Source organism: Planctobacterium marinum (assembly GCF_036322805.1).
GTDB classification, from domain to species: Bacteria; Pseudomonadota; Gammaproteobacteria; order Enterobacterales; family Alteromonadaceae; genus Planctobacterium; species Planctobacterium marinum_A.
Genome location: NZ_AP027272.1, coordinates 2,271,421 through 2,293,516 on the forward strand (window position 1 = coordinate 2,271,421; position 22,096 = coordinate 2,293,516).

21 protein-coding genes are annotated in these 22,096 nt (G+C 45.0%); 12 read left to right on the forward strand and 9 right to left on the reverse strand.

The features are described 5' to 3' along the window. Positions 1-6 precede the first annotated feature (6 nt). The 3 genes from AABA75_RS10225 to AABA75_RS10235 all read right to left on the reverse strand — a co-directional run bounded on the left by AABA75_RS10225 (position 7) and on the right by AABA75_RS10235 (position 3,882). The gene (locus AABA75_RS10225; protein WP_338292509.1) at positions 7-1,122 is read right to left on the reverse strand and encodes a PepSY-associated TM helix domain-containing protein; all 1,116 of its coding nucleotides are present in this window, start codon (positions 1,120-1,122) and stop codon (positions 7-9) included. 44 nt (positions 1,123-1,166) lie between these two features. Then, positions 1,167-3,293, reverse strand: a complete 2,127-nt coding sequence (locus AABA75_RS10230) for a TonB-dependent siderophore receptor (RefSeq protein WP_338292510.1) — start codon at positions 3,291-3,293, stop codon at positions 1,167-1,169. Between the two features lie 139 nt (positions 3,294-3,432). After that, positions 3,433-3,882 carry a hypothetical protein gene (locus AABA75_RS10235; RefSeq protein WP_338292511.1) on the reverse strand — a complete coding sequence of 150 codons (450 nt, stop codon included), beginning with the start codon at positions 3,880-3,882 and terminating at the stop codon, positions 3,433-3,435. A 101-nt stretch (positions 3,883-3,983) separates the two neighbouring features. On the opposite strand from AABA75_RS10235, the gene AABA75_RS10240 reads away from it, so the two are divergent. Then, complete coding sequence (locus tag AABA75_RS10240) at positions 3,984-5,411, forward strand: YjiH family protein (RefSeq protein WP_338292512.1); 1,428 nt, start codon at positions 3,984-3,986, stop codon at positions 5,409-5,411. Positions 5,412-5,480: 69 nt separating this feature from the next. Here AABA75_RS10240 and AABA75_RS10245 read toward each other — a convergent pair whose 3' ends face one another. From AABA75_RS10245 to AABA75_RS10255, 3 genes are all read right to left on the reverse strand, one after another. After that, positions 5,481-6,326 carry a LysR family transcriptional regulator gene (locus tag AABA75_RS10245; RefSeq protein WP_338292513.1) on the reverse strand — a complete coding sequence of 282 codons (846 nt, stop codon included), beginning with the start codon at positions 6,324-6,326 and terminating at the stop codon, positions 5,481-5,483. A gap of 93 nt (positions 6,327-6,419) precedes the next feature. Further along, the gene (locus tag AABA75_RS10250) at positions 6,420-6,650 is read right to left on the reverse strand and encodes a hypothetical protein (RefSeq protein ID WP_338292514.1); all 231 of its coding nucleotides are present in this window, start codon (positions 6,648-6,650) and stop codon (positions 6,420-6,422) included. Between the two features lie 16 nt (positions 6,651-6,666). Beyond that, positions 6,667-6,825 (reverse strand): hypothetical protein, encoded by a 159-nt coding sequence (locus AABA75_RS10255; RefSeq protein ID WP_338292515.1) that lies wholly within the window; start codon positions 6,823-6,825, stop codon positions 6,667-6,669. Positions 6,826-6,996: 171 nt separating this feature from the next. Between AABA75_RS10255 and AABA75_RS10260 the strand changes: the two genes are divergently transcribed. The 8 genes from AABA75_RS10260 (at position 6,997) to AABA75_RS10295 (ending at position 15,642) form a co-directional block, all read left to right on the forward strand. Continuing rightward, the gene (locus AABA75_RS10260; RefSeq protein ID WP_338292516.1) at positions 6,997-8,451 is read left to right on the forward strand and encodes a RimK family protein; all 1,455 of its coding nucleotides are present in this window, start codon (positions 6,997-6,999) and stop codon (positions 8,449-8,451) included. 5 nt (positions 8,452-8,456) lie between these two features. Further along, positions 8,457-9,593 carry a GNAT family N-acetyltransferase/peptidase C39 family protein gene (locus AABA75_RS10265; protein WP_338292517.1) on the forward strand — a complete coding sequence of 379 codons (1,137 nt, stop codon included), beginning with the start codon at positions 8,457-8,459 and terminating at the stop codon, positions 9,591-9,593. Between the two features lie 109 nt (positions 9,594-9,702). Beyond that, positions 9,703-11,532 (forward strand): protein kinase domain-containing protein, encoded by a 1,830-nt coding sequence (locus AABA75_RS10270; protein ID WP_338292518.1) that lies wholly within the window; start codon positions 9,703-9,705, stop codon positions 11,530-11,532. A gap of 72 nt (positions 11,533-11,604) precedes the next feature. Next, positions 11,605-12,453 (forward strand): acyl-CoA thioesterase, encoded by an 849-nt coding sequence (locus AABA75_RS10275; protein ID WP_338292519.1) that lies wholly within the window; start codon positions 11,605-11,607, stop codon positions 12,451-12,453. 21 nt (positions 12,454-12,474) lie between these two features. Next, positions 12,475-12,993, forward strand: coding sequence for a gamma carbonic anhydrase family protein (locus AABA75_RS10280; protein ID WP_338292520.1), 519 nt, complete (start codon positions 12,475-12,477; stop codon positions 12,991-12,993). 401 nt (positions 12,994-13,394) lie between these two features. Then, on the forward strand, positions 13,395-13,835 hold the full coding sequence (locus AABA75_RS10285; protein WP_338292521.1) for a hypothetical protein: 441 nt from the start codon (positions 13,395-13,397) through the stop codon (positions 13,833-13,835). A gap of 154 nt (positions 13,836-13,989) precedes the next feature. After that, positions 13,990-14,829 carry a hypothetical protein gene (locus tag AABA75_RS10290; protein ID WP_338292522.1) on the forward strand — a complete coding sequence of 280 codons (840 nt, stop codon included), beginning with the start codon at positions 13,990-13,992 and terminating at the stop codon, positions 14,827-14,829. Between the two features lie 300 nt (positions 14,830-15,129). Beyond that, positions 15,130-15,642 (forward strand): hypothetical protein, encoded by a 513-nt coding sequence (locus AABA75_RS10295; RefSeq protein ID WP_338292523.1) that lies wholly within the window; start codon positions 15,130-15,132, stop codon positions 15,640-15,642. 115 nt (positions 15,643-15,757) lie between these two features. Here the strand turns inward: AABA75_RS10295 and AABA75_RS10300 are convergent, their stop codons facing one another. Together AABA75_RS10300 and AABA75_RS10305 are read right to left on the reverse strand one after the other, a co-directional pair. Beyond that, positions 15,758-18,466: a G8 domain-containing protein gene (locus AABA75_RS10300; protein WP_338292524.1), complete on the reverse strand. Its 2,709-nt coding sequence runs from the start codon at positions 18,464-18,466 to the stop codon at positions 15,758-15,760. After that, a complete protein-coding gene (locus AABA75_RS10305; protein WP_338292525.1) occupies positions 18,408-18,833 on the reverse strand; it encodes a hypothetical protein in 426 nt (141 codons plus the stop codon). Before AABA75_RS10305 ends, AABA75_RS10300 begins: the two co-directional genes overlap by 59 nt. 109 nt (positions 18,834-18,942) lie before the next feature. On the opposite strand from AABA75_RS10305, the gene AABA75_RS10310 reads away from it, so the two are divergent. The 3 genes from AABA75_RS10310 (at position 18,943) to AABA75_RS10320 (ending at position 20,329) form a co-directional block, all read left to right on the forward strand. Beyond that, entirely contained in the window at positions 18,943-19,188 is a 246-nt protein-coding gene (locus AABA75_RS10310; RefSeq protein ID WP_338292526.1) for a DUF2164 domain-containing protein, read from the forward strand. 137 nt (positions 19,189-19,325) lie between these two features. Then, complete coding sequence (locus AABA75_RS10315; protein ID WP_338292527.1) at positions 19,326-19,661, forward strand: hypothetical protein; 336 nt, start codon at positions 19,326-19,328, stop codon at positions 19,659-19,661. Positions 19,662-19,708: 47 nt separating this feature from the next. Next, complete coding sequence (locus AABA75_RS10320) at positions 19,709-20,329, forward strand: LysE family translocator (protein ID WP_338292528.1); 621 nt, start codon at positions 19,709-19,711, stop codon at positions 20,327-20,329. A 391-nt stretch (positions 20,330-20,720) separates the two neighbouring features. On the opposite strand, the gene AABA75_RS10325 is transcribed toward AABA75_RS10320, so the two are convergent. Beyond that, positions 20,721-22,010 carry an NAD(P)/FAD-dependent oxidoreductase gene (locus AABA75_RS10325; RefSeq protein ID WP_338292529.1) on the reverse strand — a complete coding sequence of 430 codons (1,290 nt, stop codon included), beginning with the start codon at positions 22,008-22,010 and terminating at the stop codon, positions 20,721-20,723. Positions 22,011-22,096: the final 86 nt, after the last annotated feature.

Genomic DNA, 22,096 nt, shown 5'->3' on the forward strand with positions numbered 1-22,096 from the left:
TTAGGTTTAAACTTGTTGTTGCGACAATGTGCTACTAACTCTTACCTTTTTAGTTTGTTTGCGTTTTCGAAACCAATAAAAATACAGTCCGGTTAGGGCAAGCCATATGGGACTCAGGCCCAAAATACACCAGATAATTTTAGTTGTGGGGCCGCCAAAATAACCGAAGTGCAGTTTGCGAAACGAATCCACAAAGACATGCATGAATCCGGCATTGCGTACATCACTTTTGTGCACTAGCTCACCTGTATCACGGTGCCAGGTTACGGTACTGGCGTATTGGCTGGTTAACGGGTTTGAGGTGGGCACTTCACCAAAAAAGGTAATATGCCGCTCTTCTTCAAAGGGAAACACCATGTAAGTGGCACGAAAGTCGGTAATTTGCTGCGTACTTTGCTGCCGCATGGCTTCAAAGTTTAGGTGCTGTGCGTAGATGGGCTGCTGCAATACCTGATGTTCTTCAGCGCCGTGTTCAATGGTTTCGTGCAGCACTTCCGACATATTCCACCAGGCACCAGTAAACGCCAGGATGATCAAAACGGGTGAGGAAGTAATGCCAATAAACTTATGCACGTCGCTGTAAAATATGCGACTGGCTGCTTTGACGCGCAGGGTAAATAGCTTTTTCCAAAACTGTCTATACAGGACTATGCCGCTGATCCCCAAATACAATAAAAGCAAAGCGAAAACAAAACCCAGCGCAGTGCCTGCCACGCCCAGTAAAAAAGTAAAATGCAGAGACAACAGCCAGTCGGTTAGATCATGAGTAACGGATACCGGTTGCGAGAGCGGGGTATTGTGGTACTGATCGATGTACATCTTAAACCAGTCACCTGAGCTTTTTTCAATCAGATAGGCGGTATCTGAGCGAGATTTGTCATCAAATATTTCCCAGCTTCCCAATAAATAGTTCGGATGACTTTTTTCCACCTGTGCTATTAAGGTGTCCATGGGTTGGCGTTGGGCATCAGAGGCGACCTGGACCTGCATTTGCGCAGGTCGTAGCAGGTTGTCAATCTCCACTTTAAATACCAGGATGCTGCCTGTAATGGAGATCAACATCAAAGGGATAAATGCCACAAGGGCACTCATTGAGTGCCACTTAAACAGTTTTTTGCGCATGCATAACTCCTGTAGTTAGGCACCATCCCTGGCGCCTTTCATCCTTAAAGTTTGTAGGTCAAGGTGGCTGAGTAGTTAGCTGGCGCACCGTAATAGCCCTGTGCCCAATACAGGCTATTCAGATATTTCTCATCGGCGACATTGTTAGCGTTAAGCGTTACCGCCAGTTGCTCATTGACTTCATAACGCAGCATCAAATCCAGCACACCGTAAGCGTCCTGGCGAGTTACAATGGTTTGCCCTGCATTGTCAAAACCGTCTGCGACAACCCCCTGAATACGAGAAATATCATCTTGCCAACGATAGTTGGCGCCGATGATTAAGCCCTCCACTTGTGGTAGGGAATAGGTAGCTGCTACCTTGAACAACTTCTCTGGGGTATAGGCTTTAACTTGCTCATCACCTTCGATGCCGTAGCTGGTGTAGCCCAGACTGGTTTGTAAACCGGGCAGTACTTCTCCGGCGATTTCAAATTCAAAGCCATCAGAGCTTATTCCTTCAACACCGATATAACGCTGCTCTGTTGGTGGCAGGTCAGCCGTTGCCGGGTCGGTTACTGCAACGTTGTTTTGTACTACGTCAAACCAGGCAAAACTGGCGATGAGTTTATCGCTGAACAGCTGCGACTTAATACCCAGCTCTTTGCTCTCGCCGGTAATCGGCTTTAACGGCTGATTGTTGATATCCAGTTCAGTTTGGCCTAAAAAGGTTTCGGTGTAGCTGGCGTAAACCATGGTGTTGTCTGTTACATCGTAAACCAAACCGAGATAGGGGATGAATTCGTCATCGTCGGTGTTTTGTGAGGCTCCGTAGGAGTCGCCCGTAACCTGCCAATCGTTTTGTCGGCCTCCCAGCAAGGCAGTAAATTGTTCACTTAAATGCAATCGAGTTGAAAAATAAACGGCTCGCTGTTCCCGCTCTACATCAGAGCCTGTCAGGCCATCATCGTATACTGGTGCGATGGTATTGCCGTTGAGATCTGTAATACCATCCCAGTTCAGCAAGGAGGGCATGGCAGGAAAACCATTTTCGTAGTCGTACAGTGAGGTTTCCGCGAAATCCATTGTGGAGTGATTGATGCCCACCACAAACTCGTGCTCCTGTCCCCACAGTGAAAAACCACCGGTTAAAAACATATCAAACAGGTTGTGCTTGTCATCGTTGTCGTACTCGCTGGCATAACCCGTCAGGCCTAATCCTGTTTCGCGTTCAGGTGTGCCGTATACGTAAAATAATTCCGTATCTTCATTGGTGGATTTATGGGAATAAGTGGCGCGCAATTGCCAATCATTGGCAAAATAATGCTTTAGCTCCAATACTGTGTCGGACTGGCGAATATTCCAATAGGACCAATCGGCAGAGGTATTAATGGCCTGGTCAAAATCTGTGGCTGTGCCGTCAGTATAATAGAGTGGGTTAGCCCCCCATATTACGCTGTCTGTTTGAGAATCATTGATACTGTGGCTCAAAGAAAGCGTGCTGTTCTCACCGATTTGTTGCTGTAAAAACAGGTAGTAAGCGGCTTTGTCTTTGTCGTAGCGGTCCAGGTAAGACTCATTGCGCTGCTCTACAACAACCGCGCGCGCTGCCAAAGTATCTGTTAAATGGTAAGTACCATCCAGCTCCAGGCGCTGGCTATTCCAGCTACCCAAGGTTACCGTAGAATCTAGCGAGTTATGCGCACCGGGACGCTTACGAATAAAGTTTACGGTAGCAGAGGGATTACCAACGCCCGTCATAATGCCGTTAGCACCGCGGATCACTTCAACGCGTTCGTAAATGGCAGTGTCCATTTCACCATGGTTATTATCTCGGGTCAGTGGCAAGCCAACGCCGTCAACCTGAAAATTAGAGATATTAAAACCTCTGGCGGTGTAATAGGTTCGGTCGGTTTCAATGCGCTCTACATGCACCCCTGTGGCGGTATCCAAAACCTGATTAATACTGTTTAGTTGGAAATCATTCACTTGTGCTGCAGTGATAACGGATACTGATTGGGGAATTTCAAGAATAGACAAATCCAATTTCGATGCGCCACTGGCGTCATGGGCACCATAACCTTCGATGTAAGAGCCTTTTACTTCAATAGTTTCAATCGCTGCATCTTCGGCTAATGCGGCAGTAGCAAAACTAACTGCAATAAAAACAGGAGATAGAGGTAAACGTTTCATTGTGTGATATCCATAAGTGTTTTTTTGAGTGAAAAAACAAGGGAAGGTCCCAAGAGGCGGGCAAGATATCAGTTAATAATAAGAATGTAAATGATAATGGTTATCAATAAGATTGGCTTCGAGTCTAAAGTAAGCTAATTTACTTCTCCAGGGAATCTACGTAGTTTGCGAAGTCCTCTGTATAAAATTGTTTCACCATGGGCCAACAGTCAGCAAAATACTGGCGCTCCATCGTGGCCAGCATACGTCTTTTGTAGGCATCCATAACTTGTTGCGAAATTCGGCACTCTTTGTGTTTTAGATAAACTAGCTCGTAAAGCTGAAAGTTCCTGCGCACAAACATCTCCAGTCGCCATCTGTCAGCTTGATTAATGGTTAAGCCGTTGTCCAGTTTGTCCAGTATCTCGGGAAGAGGTGAATTAATATTGTCTTCAAAAAGGTGAATACTGCGTTCCAGCAGAGCCTGAATGGAATTGTTCCGCACTTCTTTGGTGTTTTGCCGGATTTGATAGCCAAGATAAGCGAGGGTGATCACCACTGCGATGCCACCGACAAAATCACCAAAGTTTCCCAACATTTCAAAATTCATGGTTAACCATCTGTGTTACTTTGATTATTTTCCAGTGTAGCAAAACAGACGGCTATTTCACTGATTCTGCGAAACTTGGGGGGGATTTCCATAGAAAAAACTTGATTGTTGCGGCATATCTTGGTTTATTGCCATGCGCTACCGCCATTGCCTCTAATTCAAGGGCTGGATGCGCTTTTGTCAGGGAAATAAGGAATAAATTTATCAACAATCGTCGACCCGCACTTTATTTTATTTTCGCTTCAATACTGGGTATTGCCGCACTGTTAGCGCCCATTCCACAGGATGGCTCGCTGATTGTTCCTTTGGGCATTGCCAGTAATTTTATTAAAGACTTTGTGGGCAATTACCTCTCAGCCTTTGTAGTATATCTGTGCATTATTTCTTGTGGCGGCGCTTTGCTGTATCAAAAGAAAGGCAAACACATCCAAAACGATAATACTTTTTCCCGTATTTTTCATACCTCGCCAATATGGTCAATAATTCGCTGGGCCGGCACCATTATGGCTATTATGGTGTGGCTGGAAATGGGACCAGAATGGCTCTGGCATGGCGACATGGGAGGCCTGGTTCTAAACGATTTACTGGTTAGTGTAATGGTAGCCATTGGGCTAGGTTGCATCATTCTTCCATTTCTTACCGATTTTGGCCTGATGGAGTTTTTAGGCTCTTATGCTGAAAAATGGTTTCGTCGTTTGTTTACCGTACCCGGTAGAAGTGCCGTTGATGCCATTGCTTCCTGGTTAGGTGGCAGTTCGGTGGGCTTAGTGGTTACCGCTAATCAGATGCGCAGTGGTTTTTACACCCAGCGGGAAGCGGCAGTGATTGCCACTAACTTTTCTATTGTTTCTATTACCTTCGCCTTTGTTGTTGTGGATACCATGAATCTGATGGCGCATTTTTACCTGTTTTACGCCACCTTAATTGTATCCGGTGTGGCCTGTGCCATTATCTTGCCGCGTATTCCACCCCTATCTAATAAGGCCGACACTTGCCTGGCTAAGTATCAAGCATTGGAGCCGGAAATTACCGGGACGACGCACCAGAAGGCCTGGCGCTCGGCAATGCGACGTGCAGAAAAAGCCCCTAAGCTCAGCAAAGTGGTAGAAGGCATTGGCCTGAATATTCTGGAAATCTGGTTGGGGGTTTTGCCTGCCGCTATGTTTATTGCAACTTCCGGATTATTGCTCGCAGAATATACGCCCATATCCCAATGGCTTGCTATGCCCTTGGTGTGGGTATTAGATATGTTTTCAGTGGCTGATGCTGCGGTTGCGGGTCAGGCCATGGTGATCGGTTTTGCCGATATGTTTTTACCGGCTTTAATTGGTGCCGAACTTAGCTCTGAGGCGACGCGTTTTATCATCGCAATTCTGGCGGTGGGTCAGTTAATATTTATGTCGGAAACCGGCGTAGTAATTCTGAAACTGGGCTTTCCGCTAAAGGTCATGGATTTGGTGATCTTGTTTATCCTGCGTACTCTGATCATCTTGCCTGTCGCAGTCGCCAGTGCCGCATTTTTGCTTTAATTTGAGTGGTTTTGTTTCGTTTTATGGTCGCTCTGACATGGTCATTTGCCTGTGTCAGAGCCGTTCAATTTACTCGCCAGAAAGATAGTTAATGACTTCCTGCATACCGCGTTTGTTAGTATCGCTCAGATAATGTATGTAGGTTTTGATTTCAATGGGCACCATTTCCAGACGGTGCATGGTACTGCCAAAACACTCCGCTATTTTATCGGGTAAAATCAAGCTGCCGCCATTACGCGCAAAATAGGATAAAGCCACCTGTATTGAGCCCGTTCTGAAATTCGCCCGGCGCACTTTTGGGTACTGTTTTTCGATGGCTTCGGAGGATTTTACCCCCCAGTCGATATGGATATATTGCTCCAGTGCGTCTTCCACACTTTGGCTTTTATCGCTGTATAGGGCCAGTGATGAGGTGAGAATACAATCGCTTACCACGTCATCGGATTTAATGGGCTCGAGGCTAAAGGCCAAATCGATAAGTCGTTCGTGTAGCAAGCGCACCATTGATTCGTTATTAATAACTTCAGCGCGTACCGTCAAATCCGAGAATTGATTTTGGATATCCGGTAGCTCATCTTGTAGAAATAACTCCCAGGCGTTGGGAGTGCCGGAGATCACAATGTGTTGAATTTCGGCATCATTTAAGGAGCGTCTGGCTTCGCCTAAGGTATGGCTGAGATTTTCAGCAAATGGTAATAGCTTTTCACCTGCCGGGGTAAGCTTAATACTGTTGCGCTGACGAATAAACAGCGCAGTATTGAAGTATTCTTCCAGCTGTTTAATGCGGGCGCTAACGGCCGATTGGGTTAAATATAAGTTTTCTGCCGCTTTGCCAAAATGGCGTGTGCGGGCGACTTCAATAAAGGTGTTTAAAAAGCGTATATCCATTGCATCAAACATCTCAAACCTTTTCATGTGTTGATACCTCGGATCGCCCGGAATTACAAGTTGAACAAAACAAATGGGTGTCAAAGACGCCCATTTCTGTTTAAAAAATATTAATGCAGACTATTTTTTCGGCAGTTTTTGAATGGGCGCGTAGCCCTCTGCTTCCAGCTCTGCATTCACACACTCCAGCAACCAGGCTGATAGTAATGCGCTACCAATCTGTTCGTCGGCTGCCATGTCTTTGCAGTAGCCGATCACTTCGCTGATTAAATCTTTAGGGGCTTTTTCGGTTTCGTTGGCATTGGCTTGCACAGCGATTAACGAGGCCAGTAACAAGGTTTTTATATTCATTTTGATTACCAATCAGTTAATTCTTTTCTTTGCGCATTTTACGAATTTTGGAACGACCATCTTTGCTTCTGATACGCGACAGGCTGCGATCTAACAAGTACAAATTTGTATTGTTTTTACGTGTCCACTGGTCGTTATCGTCTGCGGAATCGAAAGTCATTTTTGAAGTTGCCATTTGCCTCTCTGGTAAATTGTTGACGGAGAAATATTGGGCTAAATTTAAACAATTGAAAAACGAATAAATTTGTTCGTAACGATAAAAAAATGTCGTTTTTGTTTGTTTTTCAAACCCTGTAAAAAGCCGGGGTTAAACACTTTTCTAATCTATACAGGTAAAACTAATCTAATGGCCAAAACCATTGTCGTTGCTGATGACACTGCGCAATTACCCACGCTGGAAGCCACTGTCGTGGATTTCGCTCAATACCTCTCGGAATACCCCAAAATTAATGAAGGTAAAACTCGGGTGATTAACTTGTGCAATACCGAAGCCTATTTGAGCCAGGGCTATCACTGTTCACTGTTGGCGGAAGCCAGACAACATCAGGTGATGCCATCGGTCAGTACCATTAACGACCTGGCTTATGTTGATAATAAAGCCGGTAGAGTGGTATTAACCTTACCGCGGGGTTTGATTAAACCTAAGGAAGTCATTACAGATAAGCCTGTGATGGTGTATTTCGGCTGGTGCGAGCAAGAGTCTGCCAGCCGTTTAGCCAGCTATTTATTCGTTAAGTTTCCAAGTCCCATCTTGCGGGTATTATTGGATGAAAAAGACGGGCAGTGGCAGGTGATAGTGCAGGACGTGTATTTTCAGAATTTGAGTCAGTGCCAACAACAATTGTTTTTTAAGCAGCTTGATGTGTTTACCCGCAAAGTATGGCGCAGCCAGAGTCGTAAAAAATACCGCTGGGACATGGCTATTTTGGTTAACCCGGAAGAAAGAACGCCACCCAGCGACAAAGTGGCATTGAACAAGTTTGTCAGGGCGGCAGAACAGCACGGTATTCGCGCTGAATTGGTTACCCATGAGCAAATTGATTTGTTAAACCGATACGATGCGTTATTTATCCGGGAAACCACGGCGATTCAGAATCATACCTATGCCTTGTCTCGCCGGGCTGAGCAGGAAGGTTTGGTGGTGATGGACGATCCGACTTCCATATTGCGTTGTTGCAACAAGGTGTTCTTGCAAGATGCTTTTAGCTACAACAAAGTTCCGGCTCCGAAAACCCAATTTGTAACGCGTTTTACCGCAGACACTATTGGCCAGTTGGAGCAAACTTTTGCTTATCCAATGGTGCTTAAATTGCCGGAAAGCTCTTTTTCTTTGGGAGTGTTTAAGGCCAAAGATCGTGCAGCGCTGGAAGAATATCTGGTTAAGCTTTTAAAAGAATCGGCTTTGGTGTTGGTTCAGGAATACCTTTACACCGAATTTGACTGGCGCATTGGCGTGTTAAATGGCCGTGCTTTGTACGCTTGTCGTTATCACATGGCACGCAATCACTGGCAGATTTACAATCATGGCGCAAAACGCAGCACCTCGGGTGGTTTTGATACTATGCCCACCTTTGAAGTGCCTAAAATTGTGCTGGATGCCGCCATTAAAGCCTGTAGCTTTATCGGTAACAGCCTTTACGGTGTTGATTTGAAGCAAATCGAAGACAAAGTGTATGTTATCGAAGTTAACGATAACCCCAGTATCGAAAGCAAAGTGGAAGATAAGTATTTAGGTGATGAGCTGTACATGCAAATTATGCAGGAATTTGCCGACCGCCTTGAAGCTCGCGGTAAAGAGTAACAAGCGTGAATACAGTAGAGCAGTTAACTGAAGTCTTAGCGTCAGATGTTGTGATTGTTGAGGCCCAAAGGGGCGATATCAATGGCCTGGTGGCGCTTGAAAACATCTGTTTTGCCACAGATAAGCTGAGTAAACGTCAGTTTCAACATTGGTTAAAAGCCAATAATCGTGTGTTTCTGGTGGCGAAAAAAGGCGCTGAGTTACTGGGCTATGGCCTGGTGATTATGCGCAAAGGCACCCGACTTGCGCGTTTGTATTCCATCGCGGTAAGTCCGTTGGCCCGAGGTACAGGTTTGTCTTCCAGACTATTGTTGGCCTTAGAGCAACAGTCGGTGGAAATGGGTAAGCTGTTTATGCGCCTGGAAGTGGCGAAAGGCAATGAGGCAGCCATAAACCTGTATCGCAAATTGGGTTATAAGGTGTTCGGTATTTATCAAAACTACTACGAAGACCACTCAGATGCGCTGCGCATGCAAAAGTCGATATTGCAGGTGCATCGCGCTAATGCCATGAAGCCTTTTCCCTGGTACCAGCAAACCACGGATTTTACTTGCGGACCCGCTGCTACCATGATGGCAATGGCTTCCCTGGACAGAGAGTATGAGGCTTCACAATCGTCAGAACTGGATATCTGGCGTGAGGCCACCACCATATTTATGACTTCAGGTCACGGTGGTTGTCACCCGTTAGGGTTGGCCCTGGCTGCGGTAAAACGCAGATTTAAGGCAAAGGTATTCATAAACCAGGCGCTGCCTTTGTTTACTGATGGGGTCAGAAATGAGCGTAATAAAAACATTCTAGCTACCGTCGAGGCGCAGTTTTTAGCACGGGCAACAGAGCAGGATATTCCCATCGAGGATGGCGAGTTAAGTGTTGATGATATTGCAGATATCTATCGCCAGGGCGGACGCGTGATTTGCTTGATTAGCACCTACCAGTTAAACGGTAATAAGGTGCCTCACTGGGTAACGATAACCGGAATAGACGATAAGTGCCTGTACCTGCATGACCCAGATTTGGATGAGGATGAGGAGCAGCCAATCGATTGTCAGCACATTCCTATTGCGCTGGAGGATTTTGTCACCTTGTCTCGCTACGGCAAGGCACGCTTGCGCACGGCAGTGGTGCTGCATTGTGCCTAGCGTTATTAAGACGTGAAGGTGCGTCTGAGTGAATTTGGGTTGATGCAACAGGCGCTATCGCTTACCTTGTTGCACAACGGATTTTCACTCAGGCAGCGCTTATCGTTTCATGGCCACCTCAAATTTAAAACATTTCTACATCCCTGAAGAGCAATCCATTTATCTGCTTTCCCATCAGGATGCGCAAAAACTCAAAGATTGGTTGCAACTGTGTAAGGAGCAATTGCAGTTATTGGGTTATGCGGATATCGAGTTGATCGGTAAAGGGGCTTTTGGTTTTGCCTTTGCGGGATTATCGCCTGAAGGGCAACAGTTGGTGTTTAAGTTTTCCCGCGCCAATTTACCGCAGCACGTACAAGATCGGCTGGAAGAAGAAGCCTTTATGCTCAGTCATGTGGATCATCCCAATGTGCCGCAGCTTGTGGAGTTTCAGCGCGTTGGCAAACAAGCCATCTTAGTGATGGAACGCGCTATGGGTAAAGATCTGGAGCAGGTGAGTTTACAAGATGGCCCCTTAAACGTGCCAAAAATCATCAATATTGCACTGCAAATGGCAGATGTACTCAATGCCTTGAGGAACTTTAAACAGCAAGGGCAAGATAAACCGATTGTGCATGGTGATATCAAGCCTTCCAATATCGTTTATAACCCTCAAAATGAACGTGTTGGCTTAATCGATTGGGGCTCCTCGGTATTTGCGCAAGTGGATGCTAGCGGCCAGTATGTCAGTAATAATGTTATGGACTTAATGTCGGGGGACTTGCAGCAAACTAACGCCAGACTCGGAGATGTTTATTTTATCGGTGAAGAGCAGCTCAATGGCGAATTATCCTCACCGCGATTTGATGAACAAGGGCTGGCCAGCACTTTATATGCGCTGGCATCGGGACAGTCCTGTCGATTTGGTAAAAGTGTGATCACCCCTAATTCCGTTGGGCTGCCCAAAGAGCTGGCTCATACACTAACTGCAATGCTCAGTGACGAAGTTGCGCTTAAGCGTGAGGCCGGTGATTATTTCTTGAGGAACATGCATTACATGGCGAACCTGGTATTTGGCGACCCAGGAGTTGCTGCAGAACAGGCCATGATCCCTTGTTGGCACCACGAAGATCAAAAAGAAATCGACACCGTCGTATACAGCTCCCGTAAGTCGTTTTTGAGAGAAGAGGGGGATAGCAGCGACTTGCGCTATCTTAACGATGCTCAGTTTGAACGTTATTATAAAAACTACATGCAAGGCATGGGAGAAACCGAAAAGGCTTTTGTTAGCGCCGTATCTCGATTGGGTAAATTCCCGGTATTGGGGGGTATTGTTGTGCGCTGGCAATCGGACGGGGTTTACATCGATTCATCACTGAATATCAATCGTCCGGCATTGTTACCTTCGTTTACTGCCTCGGTAAACAATGTTGTGCGCCTGGCGCGAGCGATTCATCGTGTCGGTATTTTTAAAAGCTGTATGTTTAATGCCAGAGATACTCTGCACGTGGAGCGTTCATCAGTGGAGCAGCCCTTTGTGCCTGAGCCGGGAGATACGATTTTTTACGAAAAAAGCCGCATTTCCGGGGTTGAAGAAGAAGGCCGTACCCACAGTTACTTTGAAGACGGTGACGATCCCGATGAATTATTGCGCCTGCCAGACCCCATGTTAGCGGTGATCAAGCGGCTCAACGATATTCACCACACGGGTTGTATTATTTTTGAAGCACTAACGCTGCACCTTAAAGTGCACAGTTATTATAAATTATTAGATCACAGCAAAGAGGCCGAGTTTCGTGATTGTTTGCAGCAGATCGTCGCATTAATACCACAAATCGAAGGAGAGGGGATTTCCGGATTTATGAAGTTGCCCTATAAAGATACCCGTTTCTTTGAGCATCATGATCATTTACCCGAAAAGTATTATCCGAAGGACCCGCGGTCTCAGCGTCAGAACTAAGTGCTGAGAAAATGAACAGCTTTCAATTAGATTTCTGACTAAAATTCAGTAAAAAGTTAAGCAGTAAATTGAATGAATAAACAACCAAAAATCAACACCTTATTGACACCCGAAAAAATCGAAGAAAACTTTTTTCGATTTCCAAGCTGGGACTTAGGATTCAGAGCTTTGTTTGGTGGACAGGTGATGGCACAGGCTCTCAGTGCAGCACAACACACGCTGGATAACGATTTTCAGGTGCACTCACTGCACAGCTATTTTTTATTACCAGGCGATGCCGATATCCCGGTGTTTTGCCAGGTGGAGCGGGTCAGGGACGGGCGCAGCTTTGCCACGCGCCGAATAAAAGCCATTCAAAAGGGCAATATTATCTTTGATTGCATGTGCTCTTTTCAGAAAAATGAAGCCGGATTGTCCCATCAAACTCCAAAGATGCCCGACGTACCCGGACCGGAAAACTTCAGCAATGATATCGATAAATACGAAAAACCGGGCGTGACACTGTCGGAGCGTATGCAAGCGGCATTGCCCTATCACAAACCCATTGAAATTCGCACCGTTCCCTCAGACAGTGAAACTGCACAGCAATATGTTTGGTTGCGTTTGTCGGAAGATGACGTAGTGGAGAATAAACAGGGATTCCATCAGCGGGCTTTGTGCTATGCCTCCGATTACTATTTTTTGATGAGTGCCGTGCGTAAACACGGTTTATCCGCATCAGATAAAAATGTGCGCCTGGCCTCATTGGATCACGCCTTGTGGTTTCATCGCAGTTTTGATTTTAATCAGTGGCTGCTTTATGTTTCAGAAAGCCCAAGCAGCGCCAATGGCAGAGCTTACGTACGAGGCCAGTTATTTTCACAAGAGGGTGAACTGATAGCCTCTGCGACGCAAGAAGGCTTGCTGCGCGTAAAAGAATAATTTTAATTTATGGAGACAGGCATGATTTACGCTTTAGGAGAACTTACCGTCAACCGTCACGAATCGGTTTTTGTCGCACCCGGTGCCCATGTGATTGGCAATGTAGAACTACAAGAAAATAGTAGTGTCTGGTTTAACGCCGTTGTGCGTGGTGATTGCGATAAAATTACCGTCGGTAAGAACAGCAATATTCAAGACGGCAGTGTACTGCACACCGATGAAGGCATTCCGCTAAGCATCGGGGAAGGCGTAACTGTTGGTCACAAGGTAATGCTGCACGGTTGCGAAATTGGTGATTATTCACTGGTTGGTATTAATGCCGTGGTACTCAATGGCGCGAAAATCGGCAAACACTGTGTTATCGGTGCCAATGCCCTGATCACCGAAGGCATGGAAATCCCGGACGGCTCCCTCGTTGTCGGCTCACCCGGTAAAGTCATCAAAACCCTGTCAGACAAACAAAAAGCCCACCTGGAACTCTCCGCTGTTCACTATGTGCAAAATGCCAAGCGATTTATGCGTGATTTGAAGGCGGAGTAGGGACACCGTAAACGCTATGGATGGCGTGAATTCAGATTTTGCAGAAGCATTCATCAACACACTTGTCTTAGGTATACAGGCTGTGGTGTGTAGGCTTTTTATGTAGGTTCAGCTTCAGCTGGACAGCTTGGTTAAAAACATTAAATTTTTTTCAATCCTACCTAATAATAATTAATGAAAAATTTGCTCTTGCTAAGGACGGTTTCTTTTATATTTCTCTTGATGAAAGACGGTTGCTGTTTTTCTACAAAATCGTTATTGGACCGAATCTAAAAGGTTTTGTTTACAGGGACAAAAAACACCCTTAAAGTATCTGAATGTGAAAAACGACTCATATCCTGTTTTTGTTGGACATTTGTCGTCTATAAAAATGTTATGCAACATATAGGAAGTACGTGCAGATGCATGAAAAAATAGTTTTGAGTGTTTTGTTAGCTGTTATTGGAATAATATTTACCTTCGGCCTTGTTTGGTTTGCGTACACTCTGATTAAACAAAATAAGCGTAGTGATGAAAAAGAGTTTTATCATCCAGCTATTGATGACTTACTTCACCATTGGGCTCTTCATAAATACAAAGATTATGATCTCATCCCAAGGTTAATATCGGATTCCTATTCTGAATACTTGCAACGACGAAATGACTTTTGGACTGCTTATGGCCAAGTATTGTTGGCTATTTTAATTGTTATTGTTTTAGCAATCTTGTTAATTACTAAAACTATTTCTGCTGAAGCAGGGTTACCAATACTCTCTGGTATTTCTGGTTTTGCTATTGCAAAAGGTGCGTCAGCTGCGAAAACGTCAAACAATAATCCCGGCCCTAGGCGTTTTAACGAGTAACGTTGCATAACAAGCCGGTAAACGACGCCAGCAAGCTGGCTAGGACCTCCACTCCATTACTCGTTTTGCGCTTTTCAGCTACGCTGGCACCAAACAATCAATTCCGTTTCGGCCTGTTACCGGAACGTTATATTTACATGGAGAGTTTTCCGCTATGAGCTACATATCCAGAGTTTTTAATGTAATGATTGCGTCTCCTGGAGATGTGGCTTCAGAGAGAACTATCATTCGTGATGTAATTTATGAGTGGAACACAGTGCACTCTGAATCAAGGAATATAGTATTAATGCCAATTGGATGGGAGTCACATTCCTCTCCTGAAATGGGGGCAAACCCCCAAGAAATAATCAATAAACAAGTTTTAGATAAGTGTGATTTTCTAGTTGGTGTGTTTTGGACTCGTATTGGAACCGCTACATCTGAATATGCGAGTGGAACAGTTGAAGAGATTGAAAAACACATATCATCTGATAAGCCAGCCATGCTTTATTTTTCTAGCCAACCTGTTGCATTGGATACAGTAGATCTAAAACAGGTCGAAGAATTGAAAGAATTTAAAAGTTCTTGTCAAAGTCGTGGCCTTTACGAAGGTTATGATAGTCACGCCGACTTTAAAGAAAAATTCTATCGCCATTTACAGCTTAAATTAAACGAACATTCTTTATTTAAAGACATAAATTCAGAGAGTATCTCTCCGCCAGTAGAGTCTTCGACTCAATTACCAGAGTTGAGTCAAGAAGCTCGCGTCATGCTCAAAGAAGCAAGTCTAGACCCTCATGGTCATATTTTGCATGTTCGTTACATCGGTGGAACAGACATACAAACTAATGGTAAGAACTTGATTCCATCAAACGAACGAAGAGAACTAGCTAAATGGGAGGCCGCTCTTGAAGAGTTAACATATAAAGTTTTGTTGGTTGAGCGAGGGCATAAAGGTGAGGTTTTCGAAGTCAGTAATTTGGGATACCAAATTGCGGATATGATAGAACTGTAAATATAACAAGCGCAGTCACAGGGACAAAATTTCCGCTGCGCTCCATTTTTGCCCGTGCTGCGGGCGTTATGTTTCTCAAAGAGGAATTATTGTGAGCAGTTCTGAAAATATTTTTTTGCCAGACATTTTATTAATTAGGGTCAAAGCCGTTTTGAATAAAAGGGCTCTGACCCCATTTATCATGAACCCATTTATCAGGCTCAATCTGCTGAGTCGGCTTGCTGGGACACTCGCACGCAGGGCAACTGGGCCATCATGCCTTACCACCTAACCCTATTGTTAAAAAACTAGGCAGAAATAATGGATGTAGCATCGTTAGTTAAATCATTAAGTGCTTTAGTCGCTGTTCTCGGTGGCCTATGGGCAGTCTACAAATTTTACAAGCGTGATGAGCATTTTCCACGGGTACAGTTTGATGTGGACATCAATTTTATTGGTGAGAAAAGTGAGCAACATATAATCGAAGTGGTTGCTTATTTAGAGAATAAAGGTGTTGTACCAATTAAGTTGACTGAATTGGAGTTTAGTCTTAGAGGTCTAAAGCATGATGACAAATTAATAGAGGGTGATAAAAGCATAAATAGGCAACTGAAATTACCACACAAAGTTAAAGATGCCCGATGGCTGAGTGATACTTGGAACCACACTTTTGTTTATCCCGGAGTTAGGACTAGGTACACTCATGTGACAAGTATTGGTGGTGAGTATGGTTTTCTTCTTGTCAGAGGCCTTTTTATATACGAGTCGGATGAGGACTTCCATACTTCAGCAAAATTGGTGGAAGTGCCAAAGAAGTTAAAGCGGTCAGATTAATTCAGAGTAGAGCGATTTTATTGGCAATCGGGGGTCTTAAGGTTAATCACCTTCGCATTTAGTGAAAAAGGACAAGCCCGGCTTGTCCTTATTAGTAAGTACCTTAAATCAGGTATCAGTTACCGATATTAATATGCTCAGGTAGCTGGTCATTGTCACCGTCCACTACTTCGAAGGTGGAGTAGGTGATGTTTTGTATATTCACTTGAGCCGCGCTTTCTGGTGGTTGAATGAGCATATCGGTGCCATTGTCATTCAGCATCATGCCATCCACTGTCCAGTTGCCGTTGACGGGGGTAACAAATCCCATAGCGTAACCTTCAATACTAATGTTACTCACGTTGGCCGGACCATGGGTGGCATCATTGCCAATGTCAAAACCCACGCCTGATTTTGCCGTACCATCGTTAAAGCTGAATTGGCTGATGTCTTTGCCAAAACCCACAATGCGCGCACCGTTGACACTTAAACGCTCATTGTAGTTGAGTAGCAGACCATCGCGTGAACCCCACACTGTCAGGTTTTCGATAACAGGTGACAAGGTGTCGATATAGGCCTGAGTGGGGGAGCGATGGAAATCGCTTTGTTGATCTCTACCCAGATAGTTTTCAGCGTGGATGTAGCGAATTCTGAATCCCACTGTTGCACCGTAAGATTCATTACCGCTGCTTTGGGCAAGTGGTGCCCACCATACCGGTACTGCGCTGCGATTAGTAATAAGTTCGCCCTTGGGTAGATTTGAGGTTGGAATGGTTACCCGCGTTGCGCTGCTGGTTCCTGCCTCCATGATACCATCTGTCCAGTAGATGATACCGTGTGCTGAAGCGCCCGCGGCAACGTTGTCTATCATGGCTACTTGATTGCCTGTGAGCCAGAAACCGTCTCCATCGTTACCATAGTCCATAAAATTGGCTCCCGGGTCCGGATCAATTGCCCCCTGGTCATCCAGGTTAAAGCTAGTGTTAACGGTTCTGATGGCAATGTTGCCTTGCATGGTACCAATCTCATTGCCCGCTTCGGTATAGAAGCCCGCGCCTTGAAGACCGTAGGATACATTATCGATAAAATTCACATGAGATGAATGGTTTACGAATCCCCAGCCTGGGCCAATGAATACCACTGAACCTTTAACCAATGCAGGTGTTGATGTTGGGTCTGTGCCTGCCTGATGGAAGTGAACGCCATAACGACCACGCACGTTACTGCCGCCTAAAGCAACAACATCTGCTGTAGCAGGGGCGTCATCACCATCGCCGCCGTCGTGGAAATCAAAGCGAAAATCATCTAATGGTTGGGTTTTATCGGTGCGGCCAAGCTCAGTAAATTTAGCGTTTTGAACATCCACATCATGGCTCATAAACATCACGTGACCGCGGTGTTGTAAGTCTGTGTTTTCTGAGATGAATTCCACATTTCTGCTGATGTTAGCCACATACACATTTAAGTCTGCTTTAGGGGCTGTGTGATCCAGACTCAAAGCCTCGTCTAAGGTGATCTGTGTGCCATTAATGGCGCTAATGCCACGAATTTCATCACTTGTGGGGTCGTTGATAATGGTCCCTGTGATCACCAGTTTGTCGTCAAAGTCCCAGCCGGTTGGGGCGGTGGTCAGGTTGATGACACTGTCTCCCTGTTTGGCTTGCGGAGAGATGATTGCCCGGTGAGTTTTGGTTGTGCCATGGATGGTTGTTCTACCCATGAGGATAGCACCGCGACTTAACAGTTTCTCATCTGCCACTGCACCATCGTCGATGAATATTACTTTGGCGGATACATCCGGCTGCACCGGGTTTTCAGCATTACCGATTTGTAAGTGCCCAGAACAGGCGCTGAATAAGGTGTCCACTTGCAGTTCGGTATTACTATCCGTTGCAAAGTTGAGGGTGCCATCTATTCGAACGGTTTCCAGACGATCCGGTATCAAACCCGCTATGGTTACTTCGATACCTTCCGGGATCTGGACTAGTGCGCCATTACCCGGTGCATTGCCACCCCAGGTGGTTGCGTCAGACCATCTTCCTGATTGGGTTGCAGTGTGCGTCATCTGATTTACTGCCACAAAATCAGGTTCCATCATGCAATGATTCTGGTGTTCTGTTCCTGAGTGATCGCCGTGATCTGTATTATCGCCTGTTTCACTACCTGTATCGTCTCCATCGTCAGAGCCTTCATCGTCGTCAGATTCTTCATCTTCCTCAGTGTCTTCATCTTCCTCAGTGTCTTCATCTTCCTCAGTGTCTTCATCTTCGTCAGAGTCTTCATCCTCGTCAGAACCTTCATCCTCGTCAGAACCTTCATCCTCGTCAGAACCTTCATCCTCGTCAGAACCTTCATCCTCGTCAGAACCTTCATCCTCGCCAGATTCTTCATCGTCGTCAGACTCTTCCTCTTCCTCTGAGTCTTCATCTTCCTCTGAGTCTTCATCTTCCTCTGAGTCTCCATCCTCGTCAGAGTCTTCATCTTCATCAGAGTCTTCATCTTCATCAGAGTCTTCATCTTCATCAGAGTCTTCATCTTCATCAGAGTCTTCATCTTCGCCAGATTCTTCCTCGATGATTTCCTGACAAAGTTCCTGGTCGGCCTGACATAATTGAACCAGCAGATCACAAAGGTTTTCATCCTCACAAATTTCTAATACTTGTTCGCAAAGTGCATCGTTGCTGTCGCATTCAAAATCATTATTGTTAACTCTGTTAAGTACATTGTGTACATCTGCGGCAGCTGTGCCGTTGGAAGCTTGCTTTTGCATCACTACCGATTGAACATCACTTGCTAATGACTGCGAGGAAAATACGGTTAACGAAGAATACAAACCGGCAAGCATTGCCGTTCTTAATGTGGATTTTCTGAAATTCGGTTTGGTTAACATCGAAACATCTAAATAAGCTTTTTGAAACTTTACCGGTGTAATATTTGTTGTTTTGTTGATGGCTTTCACTTCTCACCTCCTGAGGCTCAAATTCATCGTGGTTTGTGCACTTGCTTAAATGCGCGGGTTTACTCTCAATAAACGCGGCTAAATCAAATGAGTTAGTTGTTTTTTTGCCACGTTTTCCTGCAATGACGGATTGCGCCTGATTTTGAGGAGTCGCTTTTTTAAGGAGTTGTGAAGCAGTTCTCATTTTCCTATCAGTATGAGGTTTTTCATGCCCAAATCGAGAAAGGATGAGAAGAGACGAATTAAAAGCCATTCTCGTAATACGTGGATGTGTTTCAGGTAAGAAATTTAGTAACCCGGATTTAGTCGCGGTATGATGCTGTATAGGTTAAACAATAAGTAGTACAGGAATCCGGTCGTCAATGTCAGATATACAATTCAATAAAGAGCAAAAAGAAGTTTTGGTGTCTAAATTGCAATCCTGGTTTGAGCGAGAGCTGGATCAGGAGTTAGGTCAGTTTGATGGGGAGTTTTTACTGGATTTTATCTCAAACGAGATGGGCGCTTATTATTACAATCGAGGCCTGCAGGACGCCAGAGTGGTATTAGAAGAGCGATTGCAATCGATAGACGAAGATCTCTATGCCATCGAAAAGGAAGTGCGCTAACTTTAGCTTGAGATGTTGTAGCAATTCGGAGTGCTGATCACTGCCCGGTTCATTTTGCTTACATTTATCTCATTGCCTAATCGCTTGGTTGGATTAGAGTAATACGGCTACTCATTTCAAGCTCAGGATTCAACATTATGACACAAGACTCAATTGAACAAGCTTCTCGTGAGTTAATGGATCGCGTTTGGCTTGCCCATTCTAAAAGAGAATATAACCTCTTACTTGAGGCCTTTGCGGACAGCAAAGACGCCCATATTCCCGGCGAAGCGCAATTTTATGATGCGGTAGACAGAGCGATTACGCCACTGGGTAAATCCAGCGAATTGATTTATCTGGGGCAGGTGAACAAAGCCAAGGCAGGCGAGACAATGGTGCTGTGGAAGGTAAGCTTTGAGGCCACTGATGAGGAGTTGCTGTGGCATATTTATCTAGACGCGGGAAATAATTTAAAAGCTATCTGGTTTGGATGAGGTGTATTTTCGCTTGAACTGCTTATTTATTATTACAGGAATTTGTAATGGAGTTTGAAAGTTGGTTGGCCTTTTGCGCCATAGCTTTACTGGCCACGGCTACCCCAGGACCCGCAGCTTTGCTGGTGTCAGTTCACACTGTATCTTATGGTTTCAGAAAATCCCTCTTCACTATCTTAGGAAATGTTACCGGGTTATTTGTCATGTCCGGTTTTTCGGTATTGGGTTTAAGCACGCTGGTTTTACATTCAGCCTGGGCCTTTACTTTGGTTAAGGTCATCGGAGCCCTTTATCTGGCCTATATGGGCGTCATGCTTTGGAAAAATGGCGTGGTGAACATAAAGCCGGAGAAAGCTCACTCGCGGCAATCGAGAAAAAGTTTATATCTGCAAGGTGTGTTGGTTGCACTAACGAACCCCAAAGCCATAGTATTTACCACGGCCTTATTTCCACAATTTATTGATATTTCACAAGCTCTGATACCGCAGTTTTCTTTGTTAGTGGCCAGTTTTATGATGTTGTCGCTTATCTGTCTATCTAGTTATGCCTTATTGGCACAAAAAGCTAAGACCCTCACGATAAGACAGGTATCCAATCAATTGATGGGTAAAATACTGGGTTCAACTTTTGTTGGGGCTGGCTGTTATCTGGCGAGTACGTCGCGATGATGTTTTATTTTCACTCAAAACTACTTACTTCAATAAGTGATTATCATTAGTGAGAGGCTTTGCTCATAAAGCACAATAATTTCAACGCTTGATGTTGTTTTTGCCGGGGCGCCGGCAGCGCCTCAAGGAATGCTGCCTGCGGCACTCCTTAAGAATCCTCCGCAGCCCTTGACACGCAAAGCGTAACCTTCGTATTCAGCACAACAATGACCATCAATGACAGCACTTCCCTGTGCTGGCATTGATTGAGGTATCTTCCCTGATACCTCTCATCGTTGTGTCTTCTGAATACTTCGCTTACTGCGTGTAAAGGGAACCCCGAATAGTACTTCGAACTAAACTTAGTACAGATTTTCAGGAACTCCCTTTTAGGGAGTAGGAGTTGGCTAATTTACTCCAGTAGCGTCGCGAAGGCACTTTGGGCAAGACTTTGAACATCGCTGTGTTTGCCGGCCTGCAACACCTTACTGTTGTGTAAAACCTTGCCAGGCAAATAAGGATTCCCATCAGATTGCAGCGCACTTTGAGCGGATTGTTTAAATTGATTTAGCAATACGGTGCCTCGCTGCAATAATGGCATCGAGGACATCACTTTTTGGCTACCTAATTGATATAGGGCTTCTTTCATGGAGACCAGTGCCGGACTGGCCAAAACTAACTCACCAGAAACCAGGTAGGTATTCATATCGCCAAATGAAAGCAGCACCGGTTTTACTTTAGGGCTGAAAGAGGTTAACGGTTTACCACTGAGTAAACGCAGTGCATTAACTCCCGCTATTTTGCCCATCTCCTGTGCATAATAAGATTGCTTGGGCAAGGGTAATCCGTTCATGGAAAAACTGGCACTGTCTCCAGCGCACAAAACAAGCTTAGATTCAGTACTTTGTAGAGATTCATTAACCTGATTGTAATTTGCAATAGTAGGAGATTGCTCTGAATTCATCGATGCCAGCAATGCACCACTGGTATAGATGGTGATATCGGATGGTAGTTTTGTATCATCACTAAGATAAACGGCGTCATTGTCCTGTTTACTCAGGCGGCGATTAAAATAAAGGCTGGCGCTGCTTTTGTCACATAGCCGGACAATATCCTGTGATACCACTTCGGGTAAGGTTTTCACCAGTCTGTCACCTGCTTCTACCAATGCCAGCTTAACCTTATTCGATTGCTGATATTGTCTGAGTAATTCACCTAATACTTCAACGCCGGTAAAACCGCCACCAATGATGATGATGTTAATTTGCTCTTTGATACGCGTTAACAGATCTATTTTAGCGCTGATTTTCAAAGCGTCTGAGGCGCTGCGAAATGTGTACGTACTGGGATGATTATTGGCACTCGTTGGCATGCCTGTGGCTTTTATTAGGGCGTCAAACGCCAGTGTGGCACCTGAGGATAAGGTTACTGTCTGCTTCTGGTGATCAATGTGCGTCCCCCTGTCCTGAATAAAGCGTCCACCAAGACTGTGCACCAGCGTTTTTCGGCATATTTGCACATTACCTGGCGTTTTTACGCCAGACAAAATTTCGTGAATGTTGGGTGTCCAGCTAAAGTTGTCATTGCTGTCTATGAGAGTAACATCCACCTTGGGGGGCAGTTGTTTGGTTATGGCTTGCAAGGCGCTAATGCCGGCGAAGTTTCCACCTATAATGACAATGTGTTTTCTATCTTGAGCCATAGTTGTTCTGCAATTATTAGTAAATACCGAAGCATCGCCTTACATCGGGTACTGCTTGGCAAGATTACAAATTTGTAATCTTGCGT